The organism is Rhodococcoides navarretei, assembly GCF_038069675.1.
Classification (GTDB): Bacteria; Actinomycetota; Actinomycetes; order Mycobacteriales; family Mycobacteriaceae; genus Rhodococcoides; species Rhodococcoides navarretei.
The window spans coordinates 2490376-2506013 of the sequence record NZ_JBBPCN010000001.1; the positions used below are offsets into that span (position 1 = coordinate 2490376).

13 protein-coding genes are annotated in these 15638 nt (G+C 63.9%); 3 read left to right on the forward strand and 10 right to left on the reverse strand.

All coding sequences use genetic code 11. The features are described from left to right. Nucleotides 1-22: 22 nt before the first annotated feature. Nucleotides 23-727 carry an urease accessory protein UreG gene (gene ureG / locus AABD04_RS11835; RefSeq protein ID WP_094641747.1) on the forward strand — a complete coding sequence of 235 codons (705 nt, stop codon included), beginning with the start codon at nt 23-25 and terminating at the stop codon, nt 725-727. 6 nt (nt 728-733) lie between these two features. After that, nucleotides 734-1402 carry an urease accessory protein UreD gene (locus AABD04_RS11840; RefSeq protein WP_341441291.1) on the forward strand — a complete coding sequence of 223 codons (669 nt, stop codon included), beginning with the start codon at nt 734-736 and terminating at the stop codon, nt 1400-1402. Nucleotides 1403-1490: 88 nt separating this feature from the next. Here AABD04_RS11840 and AABD04_RS11845 read toward each other — a convergent pair whose 3' ends face one another. From AABD04_RS11845 to dapA, 6 genes are all read right to left on the reverse strand, one after another. Continuing rightward, on the reverse strand, nt 1491-2894 hold the full coding sequence (locus AABD04_RS11845; protein ID WP_341441292.1) for an NAD(P)/FAD-dependent oxidoreductase: 1404 nt from the start codon (nt 2892-2894) through the stop codon (nt 1491-1493). Nucleotides 2895-2991: 97 nt separating this feature from the next. Beyond that, nucleotides 2992-3792: a HugZ family pyridoxamine 5'-phosphate oxidase gene (locus AABD04_RS11850; protein ID WP_341441293.1), complete on the reverse strand. Its 801-nt coding sequence runs from the start codon at nt 3790-3792 to the stop codon at nt 2992-2994. Nucleotides 3793-3815: 23 nt separating this feature from the next. Beyond that, the gene (locus AABD04_RS11855) at nt 3816-4493 is read right to left on the reverse strand and encodes a GAP family protein (RefSeq protein WP_341441294.1); all 678 of its coding nucleotides are present in this window, start codon (nt 4491-4493) and stop codon (nt 3816-3818) included. A gap of 19 nt (nt 4494-4512) precedes the next feature. Then, nucleotides 4513-5067, reverse strand: a complete 555-nt coding sequence (locus tag AABD04_RS11860) for an isochorismatase family protein (RefSeq protein WP_341441295.1) — start codon at nt 5065-5067, stop codon at nt 4513-4515. A gap of 33 nt (nt 5068-5100) precedes the next feature. Continuing rightward, entirely contained in the window at nt 5101-7485 is a 2385-nt protein-coding gene (locus AABD04_RS11865) for an excinuclease ABC subunit UvrA (RefSeq protein WP_341441296.1), read from the reverse strand. A 5-nt stretch (nt 7486-7490) separates the two neighbouring features. Then, on the reverse strand, nt 7491-8435 hold the full coding sequence (gene dapA / locus AABD04_RS11870; protein ID WP_341441297.1) for a 4-hydroxy-tetrahydrodipicolinate synthase: 945 nt from the start codon (nt 8433-8435) through the stop codon (nt 7491-7493). 72 nt (nt 8436-8507) lie between these two features. On the opposite strand from dapA, the gene AABD04_RS11875 reads away from it, so the two are divergent. Beyond that, nucleotides 8508-9407 (forward strand): LysR family transcriptional regulator, encoded by a 900-nt coding sequence (locus AABD04_RS11875; RefSeq protein WP_341441298.1) that lies wholly within the window; start codon nt 8508-8510, stop codon nt 9405-9407. Here the strand turns inward: AABD04_RS11875 and helR are convergent. The 4 genes from helR to AABD04_RS11895 form a co-directional block, all read right to left on the reverse strand. Beyond that, nucleotides 9368-11581 (reverse strand): RNA polymerase recycling motor ATPase HelR, encoded by a 2214-nt coding sequence (gene helR / locus AABD04_RS11880; protein WP_341441299.1) that lies wholly within the window; start codon nt 11579-11581, stop codon nt 9368-9370. The two genes, AABD04_RS11875 and helR, sit on opposite strands and share 40 nt — an antisense overlap. A gap of 136 nt (nt 11582-11717) precedes the next feature. Then, nucleotides 11718-12134, reverse strand: a complete 417-nt coding sequence (locus tag AABD04_RS11885) for a hypothetical protein (protein WP_243596196.1) — start codon at nt 12132-12134, stop codon at nt 11718-11720. A gap of 224 nt (nt 12135-12358) precedes the next feature. Further along, the gene (locus AABD04_RS11890; RefSeq protein WP_341441300.1) at nt 12359-14554 is read right to left on the reverse strand and encodes a sensor domain-containing protein; all 2196 of its coding nucleotides are present in this window, start codon (nt 14552-14554) and stop codon (nt 12359-12361) included. 132 nt (nt 14555-14686) lie between these two features. Further along, nucleotides 14687-15259, reverse strand: a complete 573-nt coding sequence (locus AABD04_RS11895) for a class I SAM-dependent methyltransferase (RefSeq protein WP_341441301.1) — start codon at nt 15257-15259, stop codon at nt 14687-14689. Nucleotides 15260-15638: the final 379 nt, after the last annotated feature.

The window sequence follows — 15638 nt, forward strand, 5'->3', positions numbered from 1 at the left end:
CTCTAGTGACAAGGAGTTCGACATGCCCCCGCACCTGATCGACGGTGAGCCCCACGACCACGGTTTGGATCGGCCCAAGCGCGCACGGGTGGCAGGCGATGCGCTGCGCGTCGGGATCGGTGGTCCCGTCGGGTCCGGCAAGACGGCGTTGGTGGCTGCGCTGTGCCGCGAGCTGCGCGACGAACTCTCACTGGCCGTACTCACCAACGACATCTACACCACCGAGGATGCGGACTTCCTGCGTCGGCACGCAGTGTTGCCCGACGAGCGCATCACCGCGGTGCAGACCGGTGGCTGCCCGCACACCGCGATTCGAGACGACATCACGGCCAATCTCGACGCCATCGACGATCTGATCGAGAACAACCCGCCCCTGGATCTGATTCTCGTGGAATCCGGTGGCGACAATCTGACGGCGACATTCTCGTCCGGTCTGATCGATGTACAGATCTTCGTCGTCGACGTGGCCGGGGGAGACAAGGTGCCGCGCAAGGGCGGTCCCGGTGTCACGTTCTCCGACCTGCTGGTCGTCAACAAGACGGACCTGGCCCCGTACGTCGGAGCCGACCTCGGTGTCATGGAGCGCGACGCGGCCCAGGTGCGCGAGGGACGACCGACTGCGCTGATCTCCCTCACCGACGATCCGGCGGCGACCATGGTGCTCGAGTGGGTGCGGGAGCAGCTGAAGGTGATCGCCGACGCCGACGCGCATGCCCACACGCACTGAGCGTCGATGCACACCGAGCTCTGCATCGACGCGAGCCGCACCCGGAGCCCACGCATCACCTCTGTGGGAGGGCTGGCCGGTAGACAGACGGGACCGGACACGGTTCACCTGATCGGAACGGCGGCAACGCCTCTGGGCGGTGACACCATCACCGTGAGAATATCGGTGGCGGCCGGCGCCCACCTGGAGGTGCGCAGTGTCGCTGCCTCGTTGGCGATGCCCGGTGGGCTGCAGCGTCATTCGTCCGCGCAGTGGCACTTCGAGGTCGGAGCGGGCGCGTCGTTGATCTTCGATCCCGAACCAATGGTCGTGGTATCCGACGCCTCGCACTCGGTGGTCAATACCGTTGCACTGCACGAAGATTCAACGTTGTGGCTACGTGAGAGGACGCAGATCGGACGATTCGAGGAAGCATCGGGTCGGTGGAGCAGTGCGATGCGATGCGACGTCGGCAACAGCCCGTTGTTGCGTCACCGAGTGGAACTGGGTGCGGGATCGGTTGCGCACGACGCGCTGTCGGCTCCGCTGTCGATGTCCAGCACCTTGCAGTATCCCGATGACCGTTCGTCCGAAGTCGATCTCGCCGACGGGACCGTCCGGCTGTCGCTGGCAGGAGGCGGTTCGCTCAGCACCTCGGTGGGACGCCGACTGCAGCCCGCCGGAGCCGATCTGTGAGACCCGCACACTTCGAAACGAACAACGCATCGGCCGACGGTGTCCCGTCGGCCGATGCGTATTCTCGAACACTTCGGTCGGTGGCCGATCAGCCCGCTGCGTCCTCGCGTTGCCGTTCCACGTCGGCGGTGCGCTTGTCCACGTCACCGGCGCGTTCGATGGAGTTGAGTTGCTCGATGGCCAGTCGCGCGAACACCTGCTGCTCGGTCGACGCCATCTGAGCCCGACCGCGGCCGAGGAACGTCACGAACCACGAGATGACGGTCGTGATGCGGCTGCGGTAGCCCACCAGGTAGTAGAGGTGTAGAGCGAGCCACATGAGCCAGGCGATGAAACCGCCGAATTCGAGTTTCCCGACCTTGGCGACCGCGTTGAAGCGCGACACCGTTGCCATCGAACCCTTGTCGAAGTACTTGAACGGGGCCCGCTGGGCGGGATCGTCCTGGCCCTTGACCGACGCCTTGATCAGTTTGGCCGCGTAGGTCGCTCCCTGGATGGCGCCCTGCGCCATGCCGGGAACGTCCTTGACCGACATCAGGTCGCCGATCACGAACACGTTCGGATGGCCCTTGACGGTGAGGTCCGGTTCGACCAGCACGCGTCCGGCGCGATCGGTTTCCGATCCGGATTGGTCGGCGAGCTGCTTGCCGAGGGGGCTGCCCTGCACGCCTGCAGACCAGACCTTGCACTGCGACTCGATGCGACGCGTCGTGCCGTCCTTCTCCTTGACGGTCAGGCCGTCGTTGTCGACGTCGGTGACCATCGCGTTGAGCTGGATTTCGACGCCGAGCTTCTCGAGGCGCTCGGCGGCCTTGCGGCCCAGCTTCTCGCCCATCGGCGGCAGCACGGCGGGCGCGGCGTCGAGCAGGATGACGCGGGCGTCACGCGGATCGATGTTACGGAAAGCTCCGTCGAGGGTGCGATCGGCGAGCTCGGCGATCTGCCCGGCGAGCTCCACGCCGGTGGGACCTGCGCCGACGACCACGAAGGTCATGAGGCGGTCTTTCTCCTCTTGATCGTCGGAGAGTTCGGCCTGCTCGAACGCACCGAGGATGCGTCCGCGCAGTTCGAGCGCGTCGTCGATGGTCTTCATGCCGGGCGCGAACTCGGCGAAGTGATCGTTGCCGAAGTAGGACTGTTGTGCGCCCGCCGCGACGATCAGGCTGTCGAACGGAGTGACGGTGATGCGTTCGAGGAGCTTGGACGTGACCGTCTTGGCCTCGAGATCGATGTTCAGCACGTCTCCGAGCAGCACCTCGGCGTTCTTCTGCTTGCGCAGAATGACGCGGGTGGTGGGGGCGATCTCGCCGACGGACAGAATTCCGGTGGCGACCTGGTAGAGGAGAGGCTGGAAGAGGTGGTGTGTCGTCTTGGCGACGAGGGTGATGTCGACGTCGGCTTTCTTGAGCGCCTTGACGCCGAACAGACCTCCGAACCCGGAACCGATGACGACGACGCGGTGACGCTTCGATTCGAGCGGTTGGATGCTCATTACCTGCTCCCTAACGATTGCTGTGTGAGGTCAACGGTAGTCGCCATCCATCGCGACGTCTCGGCGAGGTCGTCGTGTCTGTGGTTGCATCTCACACCTATCGGCCGGCTGCGGCGCGCTTCGCCAGTTCCACGGTCGCGGCCCGCAGTTCGGCAGCCGAGTCGATCGGAGTCGCATAGCCGACCCTTGTGTACGCGATCCCGCGTGGCGTGAGCACTTTCAGATCCAGTCCATAACGGTCCGCGGCCGTGCACTCGGCGGACGTGGCGTCGGGAAAGCCGCCCAATTCGCGAGCCATCGCGTTCAGCGACGACGCGTGGTCGGCGTTGAGGTGCTCGATCGCGTACGCCGAGGTCGGCGACACCGGATCGGGCGCGGCCTCGGAATACGCTTCGGCAGTTGCCGAATCCATCCGGCCGTATCCGCCGACCCAGCGGACTCGATGCACGCGCATGATCCAGAGCGTGAAGTCGCTGTAGTCCAGGTAGTGCTTCGCTGCTGGTACGCCGTCGAGATGCGCCGCGCGTGCTGCGGCCAACTCGTCCCCGTCGGGCCGTTCCACCACGCCGGCCAGCGTGATGCGTCCCGACGCCAGTGGATCGGTCTGCGATTGCGGTGCCACGATCGACAGGCTCATCCGTTGATCGCCTGCGAGGTTCCGTCCGTGCTCGGCCATCCGGGAGACACACAGAACCGGAGCGCCGTCGAGCAATCCGTAGGTGACGAACGATGCCCAGGGATCGCCGTCCGCGGTCAGGCTCGCGAGGGTTGCGGTGTTGGTGGACGCAGCGATCGTGCGCGCTTCCTCGGCCGCGGAGGGACGACGGTCGTGGACCACCGGTGCCAGGGGAGGAGGGACGGACGGGGCGTCACCGGGATCGCCGTGATCGAGTGCCATGCGGAGAAGCTTACGGCGACGATCTAGACGAGGTCTCCGGCATGAATCAGCGCGTCGGCGACGAGTGCGACACCGAGCACGACGAAGATGACGCGCACCGTCGGCGGGCCGTACCGCATCAGCGCCCGCACGGTTGCCGTGAACGCGCGTCTGGAACGTCGACTCTTCCTCGACGCCAGAATCAGAACGAGCATGGGCGGTAGTAGCCCGATCAAGCAGTAGACGACGACGATGGCCGGCCACCACGGCGGACGGGGATCGTAGGTCGAGAGCATCGTCAGCCCGGCGAGATAAGGCACGGCCGTCGGGCCCTGCACCAAACCGATCGTGAGTCCGGTCAGGGCGACGACGGGAATGCTCGAGCCGGCTCGGGCTGCCCACGCCGGTGGGTGCCGTTCGGCGGTGCGCAGAGCACCGAGAGTGATCAGCACCAGCCCGATCACCAGCTCGGTGCGATACCGGAGCGTGGGAGTGATGGTGATGTCGAACAGATCGGTGAAGAAGTCGATGCCGAGAACGGTGAGTATGCCGAACGTGGTCGTCGCTGTGAACACTCCGCCGACGAAGGCCAGCCCGGCTCGGAAAGGAGACCGGCGGGTGGTTCTCGCGTGCACCGCGATGGCAGCGGTCACGCCGATCAGCAGCACGTCGAGCGAATCGAGCAGCGCGAATCCGACGAGCGCAAGCAGCAAGGTCACCATGGAGTGTCCAGGATATCGGTCAGCCGAAGGTGACCTTCTCGGTGACGACGGCCACGGCAGTCCGGCCGGGAGCGGTCTGGTTGTCCCAGTACATGTTCGTGTGCGCGATGACCTGCGCAGGTGGCGGCGCACCCCAGTCGGACAGATCCTCGGCAGTGTGTGCGTCGCTCACCAGTGTCACGTCGTATCCGCGGACGAGGGCTCCGTGCAGCGTGGACCTGATGCAGAAATCCGTGTGCGCCCCGGCGATGACGACATGCCCCACGCCCGAGGCGGCGAGCTCGGTTTCGAGACCGGTGTCCTCGAAGGCATCGCCGTGCTTCTTGTGGACGAGCGGATCGCGCGGATCCATCGGCAACTCGTCGAGAAGTTTCCAGCCGTCCGTTCCGAAAGGCAGCTCCTTCTGGGATGAGTGCTGCACCCAGATCACCGGAGTACTGGTGTACCGGGCGCGGGACACCAGGGTGACGATGTTGTCGATGACGCGCTGCCGGTCGTGCACGCCGACCATCACGTCGTTCTGCACGTCGATGATCACCAGTGCGGTTGCGGGCCGGTGAAGCAGGGTGGTCACGGCATCTCCCTTGTTCTCGGGTTCGGTTGCACGTCAGCTCCCGACGTACGCAGCCAGGTGCTGGCCGGTCAGAGTCGAACCGTCCGCGACCAGATCGGAGGGCGTTCCCTCGAACACGACGAGTCCGCCGTCATTGCCGGCACCAGGACCTAGATCGATGATCCAGTCGGCGTGTGCCATCACGGCCTGGTGATGCTCGATCACGATCACCGACTTGCCCGAGTCGACCAGGCGGTCCAGCAGCCCGAGGAGTTTGTCGACATCTGCAAGGTGCAGTCCGGTGGTGGGTTCGTCGAGCACGTAGATCCCGCCCTTGTCGGCCATGTGCGTCGCCAGTTTGAGGCGCTGCCGTTCTCCACCCGACAGAGTCGTCAACGGCTGGCCTATCTTGAGGTAGCCCAACCCGACATCGTTCAGGCGCTGCAGAATCTTGTGCGCCGGGAGCAATTTCGCTGCGCCGTAGGAGAAGAACTCCTCGGCCTCGGCGACCGACATCGACAACACCTCGTCGATGTTGCGACCGCCGAAGTGGTACTCGAGTACCGAAGCCTGGAACCGCTTGCCCTCGCACTCCTCGCACATCGTGGCGACCCCGGCCATCATCGCGAGGTCGCTGTAGATGACGCCCGCGCCGTTGCACGTCGGGCACGCGCCCTCCGAATTGGAGCTGAACAGCGCAGGTTTGACGGCATTCTCCTTGGCGAACGCCTTCCGTATCGGTTCCAGCAAGCCGGTGTACGTCGCGGGATTGCTTCGCCGCGACCCGCGTATCGCTCCCTGATCTACCGACACCACATCGTCCGTCCCCGAGAGTGATCCGTGAATGAGCGAGCTCTTGCCCGAGCCTGCGACGCCGGTGACGACTACCAACACACCGAGTGGAACGTCGACGTCGACGTTGCGCAGATTGTGGGAGTTCGCACCGCGAATTTCGAGCACTTCCGAGAACCCGCGCACCGATTGTTTGAGCGACGCGCGGTCGTCGAAGTGACGGCCGGTGACGGTAGCGCTGCGGCGTAATTCGTCGACGGTGCCCTCGAAACAGACATGTCCGCCTGCACTGCCGGCACCGGGGCCGAGATCGACGACGTGGTCGGCGATGGAGATCGTCTCGGGCTTGTGCTCGACGACGAGCACGGTGTTTCCCTTGTCCCGCAGCTGAAGCAGCAGATTGTTCATTCGCTCGATGTCGTGGGGGTGCAGACCGATCGTCGGCTCGTCGAACACGTAGGTCACGTCGGTCAGCGACGATCCGAGGTGACGAATCATTTTGGTGCGCTGAGCCTCTCCACCGGACAACGTCCCCGACGGACGATCGAGACTCAGATAGCCGAGCCCGATCTCCACGAACGAGTTCAGGGCGTCGCACAGAGTCGTGAGCAGCGGTGCCACCGACGGTTCTTTCAGTGCGCCGACCCACCTGGCGAGGTCGCTGATCTGCATCGAACAGGCGTCGGCGATGTTGACGCCATTGATCTTCGACGACCGAGCGCCTTCGTTGAGCCGGGTGCCGTGGCAGTCCGGGCAGGTGGTGAACGTGATCGCGCGTTCGACGAAGGCGCGGATGTGGGGCTGCATCGCCTCGACGTCCTTGGACAGAAACGACTTCTGGATTTGGGGCACGAGCCCCGAGTAGGTCACATTGATGCCCTCGACCTTGACCTTCGTCGGCTCGCGATAGAGCAGATCGTCGAGTTCCTTCTTCGTGTACTTCGAGATCGGCTTGTCCGGGTCGAAATACCCGCAGCCGCGGAAGATGCGGCCGTACCAACCTTCCATGCTGTAGCCGGGGATCGTGATGGCGTTCTCGTTGAGTGACTTGCTCGCGTCGTACAGGGCGGTGAGATCGAAGTCGCTCACCGAGCCTCGGCCCTCACAACGCGGGCACATGCCACCGGTCACGGAGAAGGTCCTTTTCTCGGTTGTCTGTCTACCGCCCTTGGCCACCTTGACCGCACCCGCGCCCGAGACCGATGCGACGTTGAACGAGAACGCTTGCGCCGAACCGATATACGGCTTTCCGACTCGGCTGAACAGGATGCGGAGCATGGCGTTGGCGTCGGTGGCGGTGCCGACGGTGGAGTGGGGATTGGCACCCATTCGCTGCTGATCGACGATGATGGCCGTGGTGAGCCCGTCCATGACGTCGACGTCGGGTCGGGCAAGAGTCGGCATGAATCCCTGGACGAAGGCGCTGTAGGTCTCGTTGATCATCCGCTGTGATTCCGCGGCGATCGTGCTGAAGACCAGTGAGCTCTTGCCGGAGCCGGAGACACCGGTGAACACGGTGAGCCGCCGCTTGGGCAGAGTGACACTGATGTCCTGAAGATTGTTCTGCCGCGCGCCCTGCACACGAATCAGATCGTGACTGTCGGCGGCGTGTGGTGCCGAGTCGTGCGTGACCTTCGTCGTAGCCATGCGCGTCACGCTAGTCGCACCGGAACGTGCACGCCTGTCGATTCCTGATCGATTCCGGTGGCCGACAAAGCGGCGTACAGCCGTTCCAGATCACCCACCGATGACTCGAGCAGAGGGCGTCGCACGGTCGGGTCGGAGATGACGCCGATTTTGACGAGCGCGGCCTTGGCCATGATGGCACCCTGCGTCGTACGCATGATCGCGTCGGTCAACGGCAGGAGCGATCGCTGTACTGCGATCGCCCGATCCAGGTTGCCGACGCGGACTGCCGCGATCAGTTCGGCGTAGCGGTCTGCCACCACGTTGCCGGTGACACTGACCAATCCTGTTGCACCAGAGGCAAGGTAGGGGAGCGCAAGTTCGTCGATTCCGCAGTAGTAGGCGAGGTCCGTCGATGACATGACGGTCATGGCCTCGTACAGATCACCCTTCGCGTCCTTGACGGCACCGATGAGGGGGTGGCGGGAGAGTTCGATGAGCGTCGACGCCTCGACCGCCACACCTGTCCGCGCAGGGACGTCGTACACCATGACGGGCAGCCCACCTGCCTCGGCGATCGCGACGATGTGCTCCGTGATTCCGGCCTGGGTGGGCCGCGAATAGTAGGGAGCGGTGATCAACAGTGCGTCGGCTCCGGCTGCTGCTGCGGACCGGGCCATCTCGATCCCTGTCGAGGTGTCGTTCGTGCCTACTCCCGCGATCACTCGAACAGCGTGATCCGAGTGCCTTCGAGCCCGAGCGATCAGCTGCGAGGTCTCGTGGCCCGTCAGGGTAGGTGCTTCACCGGTCGTTCCGGCGACGACGACGCCATTGCATCGTGTTGCCATCAGGTGCGTGAGAAGCGCATCGACGCCCGCTCGGTCGAGCGATCCATCGAGGTGCAAGGGGGTCGCCATGGCGACGAGGTTCGTGCCGAAGATCGTCGAGGCCGGCGACGGAGTGTTGGTCATGGTCCGAGTGTGGACCGCTCTATAGATGAGGTCCAGCGATGCATTTTCCGCATTACTGCGTACTGTTGCTTCATGATCGACGTGAGTGCTTTGCATGCCCTGCGCGCTGTGGCAGCCCTCGGCACTCTTGCCCGGGCCGCCGATGAACTCGGCTACACCTCATCGGCGATCTCTCAACAGATGAAACGACTCGAACGGCAGATCGGCACCTCGGTACTGGCACAGGCCGGTCGGGGCGTCGTGCTCACCCCCGCAGGTCGGGCGGTAGTCGAGTCCGCGGGGGAGGTGTTCGACGCTCTCGAACGGTGCGTCGAGTCGGCCCGATCCGCCGACGAGGGCGTCGCACGTGGGGTCGTTCGGCTGGTCGGCTTCTCGACCGCGGTACGGGGTTTGCTGGCACCCGCGCTGATCGAGCTGAACCGACGGTATCCCGACCTGACGGTGCACATCAGCGAGGAGGACCCGGACCGTGCACTGCACAGCGTGTATTCCGGGACCGCAGACCTTGCGCTGGTGCACGACGCCGACGGAGTATCGGTGCCCGCTCCTCCCTCGGTCGTCCGGCAACCGATTCACACGGATTTCGGCGACGTGATCATGAAGCGAACCCACCCACTCGCCCGACGCGAGACCGCTTTGGCCCACGCCGAACTCGCGCAATACCCGTGGGTGACGAGCCCGGCCGGGACGGTGTGTCACCAGTGGTTTCGTCGGCTGTTTGCCGAAACGTCCGCCGAGGTCGACGTTCGCCATCTCGTGGACGACTTCTCTACGCAACTCGCGCTGGTCGAAGCGGACGATGTGCTCGCTCTCGTGCCTCGTCTCGCGCGTCCGTTGCTCGGTGCCGGTCTCGTGGCGGTTCCGCTCGAGCGCGCTCCCGCTCGTGAGGTGCAGGCCGCGTGGCGGCGCAGCGCCGACGCCAGCCCGGCAATTCATGCTGTGCTGGACGTTCTCGATTCGGCGTCGCGCTGAATGGTCAGAACCACCAGCTGTCCGGTTGCTCGGGTCATCGCCACGTAAGTGTCGACGGCACCGGCGATTCCCGATCCGAACGAATCCGGGTCGATCAGGACGACCAGATCGAATTCGAGTCCTTTCGTCAACTGTGGTGTCAGTGAGCGGATGCGCTCCGAAGACGGGAACGCAGGATCGCCTACGACGCAAGCGATTCCGTTGACGTTCGAGTCCAGCCATCGATCGAGAATCGACAACAGATCTGCCGCGTCGCCGTACTCGACGGGCACACCGGTGCTGCGGATGGAGACCGGAACATTGGCGTCAGGCAGCGCCGCGCGGATCACCGGCTCGGCTTCGGCCATCACTTCTCGTGGGGTGCGGTAGTTGACGCCGAGGGTGGCGACGTTCATGTGGTCGAATCCCACTCTTCCGAGGCGTTCGAGCCAGGACTCCGCGAATCCCCGCCGCGCTTGTGCGCGGTCTCCGACTATCGTGATGCTGCCCGACGGGCATCGGCGCAGGACCATCTGCCACTCCGCGTCGGTCAACTCCTGTGCCTCGTCCACGACGATGTGTGCGAACGGCCCGGCCAAGGGATCCGAGGGGACCTCGTCGAAGCCAGCCGAATCGACGAGCGCATCGCGAATTCCGTCCTGCCGCAACTGGGCGGCCATCATCTCGTCGTCATCGGCGGCCATGAGTTCGTCGACGACGCGGTCCATTCGCGAGCGTTCGTGTACAGCTGCGAGCTCCCGACGCCGAGTGCGCCGCGCATGCTCTGGATCTCCGAGCCGCATCCGTGCGGTGTCGAGCAGCGGTAGATCGGCCACCGTCCACTGTGCCGAGTCGGGTCGCTGCAGCGCACGTACCTCCTCGGAGCCGAGCCAGGGAGCGCACCTACGGAGATATGCCGGCACGCTCCACAGATCGGCCACGAGGTCGGCCGCGTCGATGATGGTCCACGATCTGTCGAGCTCCTTTCGTAGATCTACGTTGCGCTGCAAAGACGTTCGAACTTCGACGGGATTGTCGCCGTCGTACCGGTCCGTCAGAATCGTCAACAGCAGATCCCAGATCTGCTCCCGGGCCTCGTTGTGCGGCGTGTCGGGCGCGGGTGCCGAGAATGCCTCGATCCAATCGTCGGGAGTGAGCGTCAGATCGGCCCAGTCCGTTTCCACGATGATGTTCCGGGTCGGCGGCTGCTCGTAGAACGCGACAGCGGCCTCGATCGCCGTATGCATGTCGGTTGCCGCCTTGAGCAGCGCTAACGCCGGATCGGCTTCCTCCAGTGCGTTCGCTCCCTCGTCGACGAGGTCTCTCAGAGTGCAGGTCTGCACACCGTCCTCACCCAAACTCGGTAGAACATCTGCCACGTAGGCGAGGTACGGCTCGTGTGGGCCGACGAACAACACTCCACCGCGGTTGTATCCGAGTCGCGATTGTGTGTACAGCAAGTACGCGGTGCGGTGCAGAGCAACGACAGTCTTTCCGGTTCCAGGCCCACCGTCGACGACCAGTGCGCCGCGGGCATCCGCTCGGATGATCGCGTCCTGATCTGCCTGGACGGTGCCCAACACGTCTCGCATTCGCGGTGAACGTGCGGTGCCCAGACTGGCGATGAAGGCCGACTGATCGTCCAGCGCAGCGTCGGTGATCGGTCCGGTCAGGTCGAACACCTCGTCCCAGTAGTCGGTGATGGAGCCGTTCGTCCAGCGATATCGACGACGACTCCGCAGCCCCGTTGGATTTGCGTGAGTGGCACCGAAGAAGGGTTCGGCTGCGGGGGAGCGCCAGTCGACGAGGAGTTGCTCGCCCGAGGTTCCCAGCAGTCCGAGTCGTCCGATGTACACCGGCTCGACCGAGTCGGCGACGACCATGCGGCCCAGACACAGATCGACCCCGTAACGATGTAGGGAGCGAAGGCGTGCGTTCAGTCGATGGATCTCGAAGTCACGCTCCATCACTTCCTGCCCCATCCGACCCATCGACTTCTGCACGATCGTCAGACGTTCCGCCGTATCTGATCGAGACTTCTCGATACTCGACTGTATTTCCGAAAAGTGTTGCTGATCAACCCCTATCGCATCAGCGGTGTTCTTGTGAGTGAGGCTTTCCGGGAGCGCGAAGATGGGTGGGCGCTCAGGTTTCACAGGACTCCGATCGATGACTACGTGGTTGCAGCGAGCCATTCTGAGCCCTGTACGGGGTCTTGCCGCAAGCCCCGGGGTGCGCTATACCTTGAAAGTGGAAAGAGGGGACAGCCCCTTTCCGAACCCATCCCGCACTGGTGACACCAGGCGACGCAATCTCTGATCCGATATCGGATCAGGCCGTCAGCCCCATGCCGCGGTGAAGTTCGAGTCGATAGATCACGCCGCCGAACAGAAGCAGTTGCAGTGCCTCGTCGGCGAAGTAACTGTCGATATCGTTCGGCTTCAGTCCCGGATGGTCGTCGAGGTGGTCCCGAAGAGTTGGTAGAACGGTGTCGACACCGACGACAAATCGTTCGCCACCGACGTCCGTGATCACCGCGCGGCCGAGGCCGTCCCATTCGTCGACTCGAGCCCAATGCCGAATTCCGCATCCCTCGACGGCCTCGATCAGAAGACGCTCTGCGAAGGGCAACAACGACTTTCGATCGGCGTGGGCGGCGCGTACCGACGCGAGAGCCTGACGATAGGGGAGTGTATGCGCTCTCGCATAGGTCCGCGCTGCGCGCTTGTCTGCGTGGTTCTTTGTCATGAGAGTTCCAATCCCTGTGTGCACCAGTCCCGCGCACTGCTGCACCGGTCGGAAACCATGAACACGGCGTGCAGATAGAAACCAGCATTGTCGATCGCAGATCCGTGAAGGACCTTGCCCGTGGAACGCTGACGGAGGCGACGCGGGTGCCTGCTGCAGCTGGGGTGGCTATGCGAGTAGCTCTGGTTGGGCACGGTATCACGACCGTCGGGACGGCCCGGGATTCATCGATTGCCGAGAAGCAGATCGGCAATGGCACCGGCCCCGACCGGTCGGCCCAAGAGATATCCCTGCGCGAAGTCGCAGCCGGTGGCGGCCAGTGCGTCCAGTTGCTCCTCGGTTTCGACGCCCTCGCCGACGACGGTGACGTCGAATGCGCGAGCGAGCGCAACGATGGCCGAGATAATCGCGCGAGCCCGAGGGGCAGGCAGCCGGGCAATGTACGACTTGTCGATCTTGAAGCACTCGAACATGGGGTAGCGGTCGAGATACGACATGGAGCTGTGGCCCTTGCCCATGTCGTCGAGTAGTAGAGCCACCCCCATGGCGTGCAGGGCCGAGACGGTGTCGGCGACCCGCTCGGTGTCCGCGACCCACACGGTTTCGGTCACCTCGAGTCCGAGAGCGAAGGGAGGCAGTCCAGTCTCTGCCAGTACCGACGCGACCTCGGTGGGAAAGTCGGGATCGCGGAGTTGAAGCGCACTGACGTTGACGCGGACCACGATGTCGGAGAACGTTCGCCACCGCGCCGCGGCCGTGCATGCGGTACGTAGCGCCCACGCGCCCAACGGTGTTGCAAGACCGGTTCTTTCGGCTACGCCGACGAACTCGCTCGGTTCGATGGGCCCGAGTTCGCGGTGATTCCAGCGGGCGAGTGCCTCCACCGCAACGATTTTCCGTGTGGCGATGTCCACCAACGGTTGATAGGCGAGAGTGAGCTCGTCGGCTCGCAGCGCCGCTCGCAGATCGATCGACAGTGACCTGATGCGGTCCGCGTCGTAGAGATCGGTGGGATCGAACACTGCATGCCCACCGGTCCCACTGTCCTTCGCGCGGTACATGGCCAAGTCGGCGCGGTGGATCAGCTCGTGCCGGGTCGAATTCGGTTCGGACACCGCAATACCGATGCTGGCGCTCAAGGGGATGGGCACGTCCTCGGCCGAGAAGGGAACGGCGATGGAACTCGTGATGTGTCGTGCGAGATCTTCCGCATGAGCAACGCTGTCCACGCCTTCGCACACGATCAAGAATTCATCTCCACCCAGGCGCGCGATGGTGTCGGCGTCTCGGATTGCCGACGCCAACCGTTCGACGAACTTGACCAACGCCCTGTCTCCGGCGTCGTGTCCCAGGCTGTCGTTGATGATCTTGAAGTCGTCGATGTCGAGCAGCAGGAGCGCGACGGTGCCCGACTGTTGTCTGGCTCGGTCCAGTGCCGAATCGATGACCTCATATGCAAGGGTGCGGTTGGGCAGACCGGTCAGGGCGTCGTGCGTACTCCGTCTTCGCAGTTGGCGTTCGAGGTCGATGCGCCGTATCGCTGCGGATACGATGCCGGCCACCGAGCTAAGGAACGACACTTCTTCATCGCGGTAGAGACGGGCCTCGACGCTGTGGATGGAGAGAACTCCCCACGGTTTTCCGGCGGCGGTGTAGATGGGAACTCCGACGCCGCTGCGGAGGCCTAGCGAGATCATCGTGTCGGTACGAAAACGCTTCTCGGCATGGCTGTCGTTGCACACGACAGGCTCCGAGAGTGTCAGGACGAATCCCACCAACGAACCGTTGCCGGACGGAATGTCCTGACGCATGCCGAGTGCACCGCTGGCGGCGTCCATGGTCAAGTACTGGTCGGTCGGGTGTTCGAGATGGGCGATGGCGGAGTTTCCCACGCCGATCAAGGTGGCTGCAGTGTCGGTTGCTGCAGTGAGCAATCTGGGTAGCTCGGCGATGACGGCGAATCGGCTCAGATCGGCGAGAGCCTTCTGTTCCTGCGCGTGACGACCCGCGATCACTGCGTCGGCCGCAATTCTGGCGCTGCGTTGCTCGACCGTATGTCGGTGCCGAATCGTGGATGCGACCACGTCGGGCCCTCCGTCGTCACGACTGATCACGTAGGCAGACACCACCACCGGTATGCCGGTACCGGTCTCGTGATGGCGAAGCTCGCAGTACCCCTCCCACTTGCCTTCGGCGAGCAGACCGGCGGCTATGTCGTCGGTGAGGTCGCGTCCGTCGGAGGTCAGCAGTTCCAGAGCAGACAACATGCCGAGATCGGCCACATCCGTGACACCGATCAGTTCCGAACCCGCCGGATTGATGTACAGGATCTTTCCCGTGAAATCGGACAACGCGACGAAGTCCGGAGAACGTTCCAGGAAGGATCGAAGACTTACCGGATCGTCCGGAAGATCGAACACTCGGCCCTCCGATCCGTTGAGCTCGGGATACGAGCGGCACCGGGCCCATGGTATTCGGCGTCCGCGGTCCTCGTGCTCGAATAGTGGTTGAACTGCATGTGCGGGACGGGCTGAATCGCTTTCAGCCGCACATCAGTCGGTCTGTTGCTGGGCGTCAAGGGGATTCTTGGCGACGAAGAGCGCCACATTGCCCACCATCGTGATGTCGACGTGTTCGAATCTGTCGGACAGGAGTTGTCGTAAGCCGGGCAGATCGTCGTCCCGATTGCCGAACGCACCGATTCTGTTGTAAACGAACATCAGTGCCGCACCGAGTGTCGTGTACTTCTGATCGACGCCGATCACGGTCGATCCGAACAACACTTCATCGGGGGCCAGCGCATCGGCCAGGTTCGTCAACGCTGCGGACTTGGTCGACCAGTCCCCAGGGAGGCAATGGAGGACGTAGTTGATCGAGACCGAATCGAAGCTGTCGACGTTCTCGGGCAGCGGCAGCATCACATCGTGTTCGATCAGCGTCGGTGAGACGTCGAGACGCGAGGCGGTGTGCTCGAGTGAGCTGGCATTGAGGTCGACGAGGGTGAGGTCGATATCGGAGGGTAGGTCGATGTTGGCGAGGACCCAGCCCGATCCGGGACTTCGAGGTGGTGCCGACCGATGTGCTCGCGATACAGGTCGACGAAATGTTTTCTGTTGCAACGCCACCCGTAGTGGTCGAGAGTCTGATCACCCACAGGTCGTAGATGGCGAGGAAGAGCTTGCTGTACGGGGCAGCGCCGGGTCGGGTGGATGGCGCGGTCATCGAATCGTTGCCTCGGAGCCGTTGGGTTCGGCCACATCTTGCTCCGAGGTGCCCGTGCGAGGGGGATCGATCAACGCCTGCAGCCGGGACACTCGGACGGCGGGATCGGTGGGCATGGTGGGCAGAGTATCGCGTCGACTGTACCGCCAGGCACCTACGCTGAGCTGATGATGATGCCGCTGTGCGCGGGGCGAAAGGACCTGCGGCTGGGCGGTGCAAACACTGTCCGGTGACGTCGGGGCCCACATCGACTCTCGCGGAGAAAAGGAAACGTGATGATTG